This window comes from Ruegeria sp. F5, assembly GCF_056533845.1.
In genome coordinates this window covers 60,633-71,374 of the sequence record NZ_JBQFOU010000020.1, presented here as the reverse complement: position 1 = coordinate 71,374, position 10,742 = coordinate 60,633, and the positions used below count along the sequence as shown (strand labels likewise).

Sequence of the window (10,742 nt, the reverse complement as noted above, 5' to 3'; positions counted from 1 at the left end):
TTCCTCCTTCCGAGGTTTGTCAACGCGGGCCGCACGCAGCTCCTGGCGGCATCTTCGCACCCCGGCCCGCATCGAAAAACCTTCAGGAAAGCAGACATTCAGTTCGGTCTGCTTTTCGGTAACTTTGTTCGCAAGGCAGACGTTGGCTCCTTGTTGTGAACTTCGAATGTCTGCTTCAGAACCCAGTACGTTCGATGCTGCACTCTGTACGAGTGTCAGCTTTGGGTCGAGCTCTGATCTTGTCGCGTTGAGGTTTCTTCAAGGCGTGTTTTGAGATGGTCAACAACATTTTGCGCTGATGCAATATCATCTGGCGACAGACCTTTCGAGAGTTCATTCACCCATGGGATTTGCTTCGCAATCGCAGCTTTGTACAACTCCTGCCCCTTTTGGGTCATGACAACCAAGTGCGCCCGCTTGTGGTGTGGGTTCGGCTGAAACTCCACAATGCCTTCTTTGCTCAATTCATTGATGATCCGTTGTACGCCCTGCCGGTGAACGCCCATCGTCCGTGCATGCCAGGCAACGGATTCCGGTCGATCAGAATAGGCGATGGCACCAAGAATCTGCCATCGGGCACTTGTTAGACCGAGTTCTGATACGAGGCGATCACCGGCAAGCTGCAATCGACCGTTCAACCGAAACACATCCAGTATCAAGGCTGTCACGGCTTCTCCTTCTTCAGTCCTTCGCGCATCCGGCATGTCGATTCCTCATTTCATTTGACAACGTGTTGTCATTGTGTTTGATGCTTCCTAAATATGACAACATGACACCAAAATGAATCCACTTTCAAGGAGCACCGAAATGGTAAGTTTCAAACCCCTCGACCCGGAGTTTCCCATTGAACGGCAATTGGACATCGACGCTGGCCCCGTCGTTCTCGTCAATCTCTTCACAGTCGATCCCGTTGACCAAGTCGCCTTGGTAGAAGCTTGGAAGTGCGATGCCCAATGGATGAAGAAGCAACCGGGTTACATCAGCACCCAACTGCACAAAGCCGTTGGTGACGGTAGCATGTACCTGAACTACGCGGTTTGGGACTCTGTTGCGGACTTTCGCGTCGCGTTTTCCAACCCCGAGTTTCAGCAGCAGCTCAGCCACTATCCCTCAAGCGCTGTGACCGCCCCCCATCTGTTCGAGAAGGTTGCGGTGCCGAATTGCTGTACGGCCTGACGTAATCCTTTCCAAAAGCCAATTTGAGTGAACCGCTATGAAAACAAAGATTCACGCCATCGCGGGCGGCATCGGCTTTGTGATGATCCTTCTCTTCTGGACGTCAACGGCCACCAGCGAACTCTTTGCGAGCCATGAAACAGTCGCGACCGTCAAGGCATTGATCCTAAAAGGCATGTTCATCCTCATCCCGGCAATGGCGATTGCTGGCGGAGCGGGCATGGCAATGGGTCGGAAACGCAAGGACACGCTTACGAAAGCCAAGAAAAACCGAATGCCCGTCATCGCGCTGAACGGCTTGTTGATCCTCGTACCTGCCGCTTGGTTTCTGGCTGGCAAAGCCGCTGCTGGCGAATTCGACAGCACATTTTACACGGTACAGGTGATTGAATTGATTGCTGGGGCAACCAATCTCACGATGATGGGACGAAATATTCGTGATGGCTTGCGAATGACCGGCAAAATTCGAAGGCCTCGCTGAAAGCTCGATTCTAGTCCAACCACTGGCGAAATTGCCGACAACCGAGCAAACGCAGCGAACTAGTGCTATGTCCGCTTGTCGGGATTTGCAAAGTTCAGTTTGGAATGTCCGATTAGGGATGAGGGCAGTCATTTATTTGGAGTTCAGAGGTGGACGGTTCTGAACCCTGCGTGAAGTCAACTATCCTTCTGCTGTTTCAATTTTCCACGCCTCTAGCAACCGCGGAAGTGCAGTACCCCAATCCATAACACCTGTCCGTTTGGCCCAGTCGTTGTATTGGCCAACTAAGTCTGCCTCTAATTCGACGTTACTCCCTCTCAAATCATTCAACTCTGTGCGGTCCGCTTCGATTTCATAGAGTTCCCAATCTTGCCCATACTGCCTGACAAGTTTAAACTGACCCAGCCGTACCGCCGAATTCCCCTCATGTTCGAAAAAGATAGGCTCTTCTCGCGCCCAATCCTTGCCGCGGAACAAATCCATCAATGACTGCCCTTGCAGGGGCTGAATTTCGTGACCACCAACCTCACTTTGGTACTGGCATCCAGTTGCTTCTAAAATAGTAGGTAAAACATCTACGACGTGACAGGCGGCGTGCGCGTTTGCCCCGGAGGCAAACCCCTTGGGCCAATGCGCTATAAGCGGCGTCGAAATCCCGCCTTCATGAACGTAGTGTTTGAACAACCGAAATGGCGCATTCGAGACATTTGCCCACGGCTTGTCGTAGCTCTGGTATGTCTGGGCACCGCCCGGCATCACGTCGGGGCGGTTTCCCATTTCAATGGGTAGGCCGTCATTTGTCATATCTGGGAAGAACTTTGCCCATCCGTCTTCCGCCATGAATTCAGCGCAACCGCCGTTGTCGGACAGGAACAAAATCAAGGTGTCTTCAAACTGCCCCAAACGCTTTAACGAAGCGATGAGCCTGCCGATAGATTGATCCATCCGGTCAACCATCGCAGCATAGGTGGCCATCTTTCGTGCTTCCCAATCGGTATTCTGTTCAACCTCCCAAGGGTGAACAGCAACATCACGCGGAGATATTTCCCAGTTCTTCTGAAACAGGTTCATGCTGTTCATGGTTTCGTGTCGTGCGGTACGGATTGCGTCCCAGCCGCCTGAATACACCCCATCATAGCGAGCGATGTCCTCGGGATTGGCATGCAACGGCCAATGCGGTGCAGTATGTGCGAGATAAAGAAAAAATGGCTGATCGTCGGGCGTTTCTTCGATCATTTCAATCGCCTTGTCGGTGATCGCATCCGTGAAATAGAAGTCATCGGGGAATGTCATGACACGGCTGTCATCTTCGAGCATGTAATGCGGCGAGAAGAAGTGGGTGACGCCATCAACGATCCCATAGAAGCGATCAAAACCGCGCTGTCTTGGCGTTGGATGCTCAACATCTCCAACTCGCCAACTGTCTACTTCGCGCGCCATGAAATCTCCGGCGACATGCCATTTGCCGGACATCAAGGTCCGATAGCCACCTGCACGTAGGTGCTCCGCTATGGTGGCGCTGTCATTGCGCAAAAACCCCTGGTATGCGGGCGTTCCCAGATCGGCCCCCATGTGGCCCACGCCGGCGTTGTGCGGGTACAACCCTGTCAAAATAGACGCCCGCGTAGGACAACAGCGGGCGCAGTTATACATTGCCGTAAGCAGCACACCATCCCTCGCAAGGCCATCGATATTTGGAGTGCGTATTTCCGATCCAGTGGCACCCAAATCTGCAAAACCCAGATCATCGGCCAAGATCAATATCACATTCGGTCGTTTTCCTGTCGGCATTCGGAGGCTCCATTGCTGCACTTATGAGCTTACCTCAATATCGACGATGATCCTGTCTCTAAGCGACTAGACAACAGAGGGGTAAGGGAAGTTGCCAACCACTGCCTTCGGCACAAAGGTTTCTAGAGCGAGAATGGAAGCGGTTCCGGATTCGCGCCGCGGACAATTGACTGACTTACCGTGTCGCAAAGCGACGTGATCTATTCCTTGGCCCATGGTAGTGGCCCGATGAAGGGGCACTCCATGACAGCGGAACACAAACTACAAAACCCGACAGTTGGTATTGCGTTCGTACTAATCGGAATATTGGCGATTTCTATCAATGATATGCTGATCAAATTCCTTTCTGGCGGTTACCCCTTGCACCAAATGGTGTTTTCAAGATCGTTAATCGGGATCGGATTCAGTTTTGCTCTGGTGCAGATGGAGGGTGGTTGGCGCATCCTCAAAACCGACCAACCGGGGCTTCACCTTTTACGTGGCTTACTGATTGTCATTGCCAATCTGACGTTCTTTACGGCCCTGGCGGTTATGCCTCTGGCAGAAGCCACTGCTGTTTTCTTTGTGGCGCCCTTGATGATCACTTTGCTGAGTATCCCACTGCTTGGCGAAAAAGTTGGGCCGATGCGGATTGGTGCCGTACTTGTGGGATTTTTTGGCGTAGTGATAATGACCCGCCCATGGGAGGCCGGTGGCGAGCGTGAGGTCGGTCTGCTGATGTATGCCCTTCCGGTTCTTGCTGCGTTTACCTATGCACTCAACAACGTGATGACGCGTTTCCTTGGCGCAAAGTCCAAAGCCTCAGCAATGGCTGTGTACATTCAGGCGTGCTTTATCGTTGTCAGTCTGTTGTTCTGGTCAGTGGCGGGGGATGGGCGCTTTGCGAGCGCGTTTGAAAATGAAAGCTTGATCTTCTTGCTGCGTGCTTGGGTTTGGCCCGAAGGGGCTGACCGTTTGTTGTTTATTGGGCTCGGATTCAATTCTGCAATCATCGGGTATTGCCTCGGCCAAGCTTACCGCATGGCGGATGCGGCTACGGTTGCGCCGTTTGAATATGTTGGTCTTCCTATGGCTATTTTCTGGGGATGGGTCATATGGGGAGAACTCCCAAACCTGCCCGTTGCGATTGGCATCGCACTGATTTTGGGGTCAGGATTGTTTGTCTTTTTGCGCGAGCGCCAGAAAAAAAGGCACGTTGTTACTGAAAAAAGAGTTCACCGTCGGTACTAGGTGCCAAATCACTTCGGGCCAAAAGCCGCTCAGCAATATCCAAGGATATTGAATATCAACCGCGGTTGAGCACTGATAATTCTCATAGTTAATGGGATGAGAATTTTGATGCGATATACAGCCGTTCTCGCTGCGCTATTTCTTGCCGCTTGCGGCAATGAACCCGCAGAGCCAATAACCCGACTTTATCCCGGCGAGACGCCCGAGCTGCGCCTGATGATCAACGAAACCGCAGACGCAAACGAAGTGCCGCGTAGCCTTGTACACCGAGTGATCCAGCGAGAAAGCGACTATCGTCCCTATGCCCGCAACGGTCCCTATTACGGGTTGATGCAGATTTTGCCGGCGACAGCGCGCCAAATGGGGTTTCGCGGAGAGGCTTCTGACCTCTTGGACGCGCAAACCAACCTGACATACGCCGTGAAATACTTGCGTGGCGCCTGGATGGTTTCAGATGGAAGTGAGCCCGAAGCGGTCATGTGGTATGCCCGCGGGTATTACTACGAAGCCCGAAACAGATGCATGCTTGTCGCCACGGGACTTTGAGAAACTGAGGTCCGAAAATACTGCGGCTGACGTCCTTCCCACAGGAGTTGCACAAATCTTCCGATAAACTGCAAACAGCCTTCTTCAAACAAAGTAGCTTGTACAGCGGAGTAATTTTGTTGCGCGTCCGACCAAGTTCAGGAGACTGACATGTGTGCCAAAAACTCAAACCAATTCAGAGGGTTCCGCGACAATCGGCCGATTATTTTGTTCGTTGCGGGATTCGGCGACAATGGGAGCATGTTTGAAGGATTGGCTGAGACACATCTTGCCATCAGCCATCGTTTGTTGCCCATCAATCTTCCAGGATTTGGTGCTCAGCCCCTGGCTGGGAGAACAACTCTCGAAGCTCTGGCGAAATATGTGAAAAATGAAGCAACAAAGTATGAGGCAGAGATTATTGTCGCCCATTCGGTCGCTTCAATCATAGCTTCCTTGGCCGCCGGCCGGGCTGACTGCCCTTTGACCACCATCGTTTCGTTGGAAGGAAATATTACCGCCGCAGATGCCTATTTTTCCGGGACAGCCGCTGACTACAGTGACCCGGCAGAATTTCGCGGAGCGTTTCTAATGCGGCTGGATGAAATGGCGAAATCCGCACCTATCATAAGAAGATATCGCGACGAAGTCTCAAAGGCCGATCCTGTAGCGCTTTGGCAGCTCGGCATCGACGCCCGGAAGTTTTCAACACACCACGTACCTGGTGAAGTTTTAAAACGTGCAGCAAATATCACCTACCTTTATAACCCCGACAATTGCCCCGAAGGCACTGTCCGTTGGTTAGAAGAAAACAAGATAAGCCGGATCGTCTTGGAAAACGCCACACATTGGCCGAGCGTTGATCAGCCAGAAATGCTCGCGAACAAAATCGCTGAGGCGCTCGAAGAAGCCTAAAGAGTCCACAAATCGGAGTCGTATGAAAGCCTGGTTAGGTATTTCGGAATTATAAATGCTCAGTAATGAAGCTCAACTTCTAGTTGCCTCTACCGTCTCCCCGAAGTCAGAGCTCTTACGGCTTTCTTTGCTCCGGAATATTGCGCGCTCATTCGGGGCACTTAAAGGTGTCTAGCTATCGTTGCTTTCTGCTTTCAGGATACCGTCTGCCGAAGCGCCTGCGGTCAGATTAGCGTCAGAAAAGGATCTGCTTTCCGGAAGTTCGAGGTGCAGAGAAGACGTATGGTCAATTTCCAATCGGCCACTGGAAAGGGTGTAATCGAGTACATGCCCACCTTTACTCAAGTCGCTCGAAATAAAGTGAAGGTGGTAGCCCGGCACACCGATACCCACCGCATAGTCCGGGCACCGAAACCCCAGAATTGTACCGTCCACGTCATTCAGCTCAAATTCTGCCTGCGTTTTCACGACTTCCAGCAGAGGTCTATAGGGTTTGTCCTGACGCAGGACGTTTCTATACTTGATGTGTTTGATGCGCCCAGTAAATCGAACAGCATAAAATAGGTTCTTCGCTTCTGCTAGCCCATCCAGTCGACCTTCAAAGGAGTGTTTGTCTGTTGTCTCATCCAGCGAAAGCGACACTGTGGGTTCGAAATTGATGACAGCAGCATAAGGGGTCATGGCTGTGTCACTTGCAACTGTTGCTTTTCCTTCACCATCCAGTCGATACGCTACGCCGTCAATTACAATCATCTCGCCGTCGAGCGCGTCGAACGTACCGAGGCCAAAGTTCCCGTGTTTCAGCAAATCACCAATAGTGACGGTTCCGTCGTAAACACCTTGCATTACAGCACTCAGCAGCGACGCCTGATAGTACTCGTGCACATGTTCATTCGGTTCAAATCGCTGTTCATTGCTATGGCTAGCGGCAGCGGTTGCAAAGGTGAACTCTGTGTCCTTAGGCATGAATTTCCACCACTTGGTGTTTCTGGACATTATTTGGAATTTGGATTGGAAGCACGAACAGTATCTCGCTCTCCATATGATCAGGCAACAGCAAAGGCCCGGCTAGTTTATGCGGGCCTTCGTTTGGTTTGTGAAGAACCTGGTGAATGACTGCTCTCCTCCCAAGTCGCGAATCTGCACGCCCGCTTATACACCACGCGAAGAATGAGTTTGAATGTCCGGTTCGGGCTGACAGCCAGCATTGCCAGTAGGGTGTACGGCAGAATCTTGAATGCAAAACAGCCTATTTGTAGGCCGGAGTTATGTAAGCGCGTTCGTTAGCTGGGAGCTTCCGCTGGCGCCAAGATCGTCATTCCCACTCGACCTGCCACGGCCATAATCGCCGGAATGTCTGGCGGTCCATCTGGCACCGGAATATCGGTCGTGCCGTCAGGCATTGCTTCACCGGCTTCAGTAAAGAATGTGTCATGCATAGCGCCAGGGGCGTTTATGCAAAGTAACCGGCCAGGCCGTTCCCCAGTACATGTAAAGGCGTGCACTGCGCCGTCCGGAATTTTGACGAAGTCACCAGCTTTTGCGTTGACTGTCTCGCCATTCAAAAAGAACTCGAATTCACCGTCGAGTACATAGAAGCTCTCATCTTCGCCAGCATGATGATTGGGCGGAGCACCGGCACCCGGTGCCGTCTTTATCTCGACGATTGTGCAACGATCTCCTGTCTCACTGGGAAAGGCGTGAAAGGTCAGCAGGTTCCCAAGAAGATGATAAATTCGCGGGCGAGGTTCAGTCATTACTGCGACTCCCTTTACTTGAAACACATTGCGCTTATGATACATATATCTACTTATGAGACAAGTGTATCACAAAAGGTTTGAACTTGGCGCCTCGTACAAATCAAATCAATCGAACGCGAGAAGCACTTCTTTCGGCTGCTCGTGACCTGATGTCGGAAGGCAAGGAAGTCACACTGGCAAAAGTTGCCGAACGCGCCAAAACCAGCCGTGCGACGGTCTATCGTTACTTTTCAGACCCAAGTGTTTTGGCTTTGGACGCGACGCTTGATCTTGATGTCACCCCAACGTTAGAGCTTCTCGAGGGACTGGATGACGTCAGGAACCGTGTACATGTCGTCGCACGCTATTATCTGGATTTTTCTCGGGTTCATGAGGCGCACTTCCGGCAGTTTCTGGCTGAATCACTCAAGGCATCACTTGAGGATGGAACGGTCAAAATGCGTGGCGCCAGAAGAGTGGCGGCTTTTTCTGAAGCACTTGCACCAGTTTGCCCATTGATGGAGCCGAAGGAAATTGATAACCTGGCGAAGCGACTATCCATGACGACAGGCATGGAGCAACTTATTATTCTTGAAGACATTCTGCGCGTGGACAAAGCAACTGGCTACCAACTTCAGGAAGGGTTGGTCGATGCCCTGTTGGATCGATACTTGCCAAAACTTTGAGGCCGAATTCAGATGCTGACTTTTTCTTAAAACTGCTGGCAAAAAAACGCCAGTTTGATTTCCGCTTTAGGCTGCGACCCGTCGATGCTGCGCGTTGAAGAGAGCGGCGGGAGCAAGCCCTAGTGCCAAGCCTGCCCAGTTCACTAATCGTCAATGTTTGGTTGAAGGCAAGCGAATTAATGTGCGAGTTGTGCAGCCTAGCGATACGCACCCGTCAGGTGTTCGTGGGGTTCGTCCCAAGGCTGCGCCATTTCACCAAATACAACGAATGCCGGGCTGAATTTTGAAGGGTCGTCTAAAGTAGCCGCATGAACGTAGATGCGTTCAAGAAATCTCTCGGTTCGACTCGTTAATGGCGAACCACACTCCGGGCAAAACCCCGCGTAGGTGATCGCTCCATTGTCGCTCGGAGAAGCGAATTCCTTGATGACACCTGAGACTTTGAACTCAGCCTTAGGGATTGCGAAAGCAGAAGAATGACCGCCGCCTGTGGCCCGCTGACACTTCCGGCAATGGCAATTGAACGAAAACTCGATCTTTGCGCGACATTCATATCTTACCGCACCGCAGGCACAGCCTCCGTTGATATTGTCAGTCATCTTGCCCCCTAAATTGCCGCTTTAGTTTTTCAAACCCGCTGGACCATCCGAATTCGAGGGCTTGCTTGGCTTGGCGTGTGGGTAATTTTTTGTGCACCAACGTCACCCGAGCGCCACCGTGCTCTGGGGTAAACCGGACACTTACAAGCGTTTCGCGCCCTTCTGTCAGGTCTTTTTCCTCTTCGCTTTCCCAAGTGAAGGACAGAAACTTGTCAGGTTCGACTGATCTGTAGCGACCTTGGTGATGTGAGGTTTCGCCAGATTGCGAGATCATCCTGAATCGCCAATTTCCACCGACCCTGACATCCATTTCGAGCACTTCGGCACGAAAACCTTTGGGGCCGAACCATTGCTCGATTTTCGAGGGTTCGGTCCACGCGCAAAATGCCTGATGGACGTCTACAGCAAACCAGGCTGAAACGCTCACTTCATTGACGTCAGATACAGCTTCACTGCTCATCAGTCTTCTCGCGAGCCAGGAACGCACCCAACGATTCAAGGTTGTCACCCCAAAAGGCAGCGTATTTTTCTGCCCATGATAACGCAGGTTGAAATCCCCTCTCGTCCAATTCGATGTGATGTTGTCGACCTTTTAACGTCCTGCGGATCATGTGTGCCTGCTCAAGCACTTTTAGATGTTGAGAAATCGCACCCGGTGAGAGCTTATGATCCGATCCCAACTGGTTCACTGTGTTTGGACCGCTCAAAAGCCGATCCAACATCTGTCGTCTGACGGGGTGAGCTAGTGCCGAGAAAGCAACATCAGCATAGGACATGATTTGAAGATACCTAAATAGTTTAGATAAGACTAAATAATTGTGAATACTTGTCAAGTGGCCGCTTGAGATTGAAAGCAATGGAGCAATCCACTCACGCCTAACTCAGACTTCCCGCGCAGCTTGAGCGCGATGCAGCAGGTTCGTGAATTCCCGGTTACGAAAAGAACAGCCAATTGCGCTAAATGCACAGTGCTGTGGCAGAGTATCCAAAATCACGGCTGCGGTGCCGGCTGTGAGGCACCACTTCTTGGACGATAAAATTGCATCGTTACACCATTTCCGCAGTGCTCAAATCTGATCAGCTTCAGTTGGCTTGGTGGGTTGCCGTTCTCAAAAAGACGCTTGCCGCCGCCTACAACCTCTGGAAAGACCCACAAGCGGAACTCATCAATAAACCTATGGGCAAGAAGGGCTTGTATCAGGCGGGAACTGCCATGCACCTGCAACAGAGGCCCAACCTGTGCCTTTAAAGCCGATATTTCGTCTGCGACGCTACCGTTGACCGGGTGCGCATTCTGCCAGTGCAAAATGCTAGGTTGTGAGGTCACAACGTATTTTCGAGCATTATTGATACGGTCGGAAAGTGCGGACTTCGGCACGTTTGGCCAATGGCCTGCAAAGAGGTCATAGGTCTTGCGGCCAAAAACCATATCATAAGGATCAGACATGGCGTAGTGCTCGACCTGGTCCATGACGCCGCCCCAATACGGTGCGGCCCAGCCACCATGTCGAAATCCACCGGATGGGTCTTCTTCCGGCATGCTTGGGGATTGCATTACTCCGTCGAGCGTCACGAATGTCAGAACGGCAAGCTGTCGCAT

The 10,742-nt window shown here is 51.7% G+C and carries 14 protein-coding genes; 6 read left to right on the top strand and 8 right to left on the bottom strand.

The window, feature by feature from the left end:
* Window positions 1-215: 215 nt before the first annotated feature.
* Window positions 216-704 carry a MarR family winged helix-turn-helix transcriptional regulator gene (locus tag ACR0K1_RS21775; RefSeq protein WP_480851866.1) on the bottom strand — a complete coding sequence of 163 codons (489 nt, stop codon included), beginning with the start codon at window positions 702-704 and terminating at the stop codon, window positions 216-218.
* A 103-nt stretch (window positions 705-807) separates the two neighbouring features.
* Here ACR0K1_RS21775 and ACR0K1_RS21770 point away from each other — a divergent pair, with 103 nt between their 5' ends.
* Window positions 808-1,176, top strand: coding sequence for an antibiotic biosynthesis monooxygenase family protein (locus ACR0K1_RS21770; protein ID WP_480851865.1), 369 nt, complete (start codon window positions 808-810; stop codon window positions 1,174-1,176).
* A gap of 37 nt (window positions 1,177-1,213) precedes the next feature.
* Entirely contained in the window at window positions 1,214-1,657 is a 444-nt protein-coding gene (locus tag ACR0K1_RS21765) for a hypothetical protein (RefSeq protein WP_480851864.1), read from the top strand.
* Window positions 1,658-1,837: 180 nt separating this feature from the next.
* Here ACR0K1_RS21765 and ACR0K1_RS21760 read toward each other — a convergent pair whose 3' ends face one another.
* Window positions 1,838-3,448, bottom strand: a complete 1,611-nt coding sequence (locus tag ACR0K1_RS21760; RefSeq protein WP_480851863.1) for an arylsulfatase — start codon at window positions 3,446-3,448, stop codon at window positions 1,838-1,840.
* 243 nt (window positions 3,449-3,691) lie between these two features.
* On the opposite strand from ACR0K1_RS21760, the gene ACR0K1_RS21755 reads away from it, so the two are divergent.
* From ACR0K1_RS21755 to ACR0K1_RS21745, 3 genes are all read left to right on the top strand, one after another.
* Window positions 3,692-4,678, top strand: coding sequence for a DMT family transporter (locus ACR0K1_RS21755; RefSeq protein ID WP_480616777.1), 987 nt, complete (start codon window positions 3,692-3,694; stop codon window positions 4,676-4,678).
* A gap of 108 nt (window positions 4,679-4,786) precedes the next feature.
* Window positions 4,787-5,224 carry a transglycosylase SLT domain-containing protein gene (locus ACR0K1_RS21750; protein WP_480851862.1) on the top strand — a complete coding sequence of 146 codons (438 nt, stop codon included), beginning with the start codon at window positions 4,787-4,789 and terminating at the stop codon, window positions 5,222-5,224.
* 150 nt (window positions 5,225-5,374) lie between these two features.
* Window positions 5,375-6,118 carry an alpha/beta fold hydrolase gene (locus tag ACR0K1_RS21745; protein WP_480851861.1) on the top strand — a complete coding sequence of 248 codons (744 nt, stop codon included), beginning with the start codon at window positions 5,375-5,377 and terminating at the stop codon, window positions 6,116-6,118.
* Between the two features lie 171 nt (window positions 6,119-6,289).
* Here ACR0K1_RS21745 and budA read toward each other — a convergent pair whose 3' ends face one another.
* Window positions 6,290-7,084 (bottom strand): acetolactate decarboxylase, encoded by a 795-nt coding sequence (gene budA, locus ACR0K1_RS21740; protein WP_480851860.1) that lies wholly within the window; start codon window positions 7,082-7,084, stop codon window positions 6,290-6,292.
* Window positions 7,085-7,401: 317 nt separating this feature from the next.
* Window positions 7,402-7,875: a cupin domain-containing protein gene (locus ACR0K1_RS21735; protein ID WP_170515975.1), complete on the bottom strand. Its 474-nt coding sequence runs from the start codon at window positions 7,873-7,875 to the stop codon at window positions 7,402-7,404.
* Between the two features lie 80 nt (window positions 7,876-7,955).
* On the opposite strand from ACR0K1_RS21735, the gene ACR0K1_RS21730 reads away from it, so the two are divergent.
* A complete protein-coding gene (locus tag ACR0K1_RS21730; RefSeq protein WP_480851859.1) occupies window positions 7,956-8,543 on the top strand; it encodes a TetR/AcrR family transcriptional regulator in 588 nt (195 codons plus the stop codon).
* 197 nt (window positions 8,544-8,740) lie between these two features.
* Here the strand turns inward: ACR0K1_RS21730 and ACR0K1_RS21725 are convergent, their stop codons facing one another.
* From ACR0K1_RS21725 to ACR0K1_RS21710, 4 genes are all read right to left on the bottom strand, one after another.
* Window positions 8,741-9,142: a GFA family protein gene (locus tag ACR0K1_RS21725; RefSeq protein WP_480851858.1), complete on the bottom strand. Its 402-nt coding sequence runs from the start codon at window positions 9,140-9,142 to the stop codon at window positions 8,741-8,743.
* Window positions 9,135-9,602 (bottom strand): SRPBCC family protein, encoded by a 468-nt coding sequence (locus ACR0K1_RS21720; RefSeq protein WP_480851857.1) that lies wholly within the window; start codon window positions 9,600-9,602, stop codon window positions 9,135-9,137. Before ACR0K1_RS21720 ends, ACR0K1_RS21725 begins: the two co-directional genes overlap by 8 nt.
* Complete coding sequence (locus tag ACR0K1_RS21715; RefSeq protein ID WP_480851856.1) at window positions 9,592-9,918, bottom strand: ArsR/SmtB family transcription factor; 327 nt, start codon at window positions 9,916-9,918, stop codon at window positions 9,592-9,594. The genes ACR0K1_RS21720 and ACR0K1_RS21715 overlap by 11 nt, the downstream gene beginning before the upstream one ends.
* A gap of 215 nt (window positions 9,919-10,133) precedes the next feature.
* Window positions 10,134-10,742 carry a dihydrofolate reductase family protein gene (locus tag ACR0K1_RS21710; RefSeq protein WP_480851855.1) on the bottom strand — a complete coding sequence of 203 codons (609 nt, stop codon included), beginning with the start codon at window positions 10,740-10,742 and terminating at the stop codon, window positions 10,134-10,136.

Coding starts and splice junctions, on each gene's coding strand:
- ACR0K1_RS21735 (WP_170515975.1), bottom strand. CDS start 7,875: ATGACTGAACCTCGCCCGCGAATTTATCATCTTCTTGGGAACCTGCTG.
- budA (WP_480851860.1), bottom strand. CDS start 7,084: ATGCCTAAGGACACAGAGTTCACCTTTGCAACCGCTGCCGCTAGCCAT.
- ACR0K1_RS21775 (WP_480851866.1), bottom strand. CDS start 704: ATGCCGGATGCGCGAAGGACTGAAGAAGGAGAAGCCGTGACAGCCTTG.
- ACR0K1_RS21765 (WP_480851864.1), top strand. CDS start 1,214: ATGAAAACAAAGATTCACGCCATCGCGGGCGGCATCGGCTTTGTGATG.
- ACR0K1_RS21715 (WP_480851856.1), bottom strand. CDS start 9,918: ATGTCCTATGCTGATGTTGCTTTCTCGGCACTAGCTCACCCCGTCAGA.
- ACR0K1_RS21725 (WP_480851858.1), bottom strand. CDS start 9,142: ATGACTGACAATATCAACGGAGGCTGTGCCTGCGGTGCGGTAAGATAT.
- ACR0K1_RS21710 (WP_480851855.1), bottom strand. CDS start 10,742: ATGCGACAGCTTGCCGTTCTGACATTCGTGACGCTCGACGGAGTAATG.
- ACR0K1_RS21745 (WP_480851861.1), top strand. CDS start 5,375: ATGTGTGCCAAAAACTCAAACCAATTCAGAGGGTTCCGCGACAATCGG.
- ACR0K1_RS21755 (WP_480616777.1), top strand. CDS start 3,692: ATGACAGCGGAACACAAACTACAAAACCCGACAGTTGGTATTGCGTTC.
- ACR0K1_RS21760 (WP_480851863.1), bottom strand. CDS start 3,448: ATGCCGACAGGAAAACGACCGAATGTGATATTGATCTTGGCCGATGAT.
- ACR0K1_RS21770 (WP_480851865.1), top strand. CDS start 808: ATGGTAAGTTTCAAACCCCTCGACCCGGAGTTTCCCATTGAACGGCAA.
- ACR0K1_RS21720 (WP_480851857.1), bottom strand. CDS start 9,602: ATGAGCAGTGAAGCTGTATCTGACGTCAATGAAGTGAGCGTTTCAGCC.
- ACR0K1_RS21750 (WP_480851862.1), top strand. CDS start 4,787: ATGCGATATACAGCCGTTCTCGCTGCGCTATTTCTTGCCGCTTGCGGC.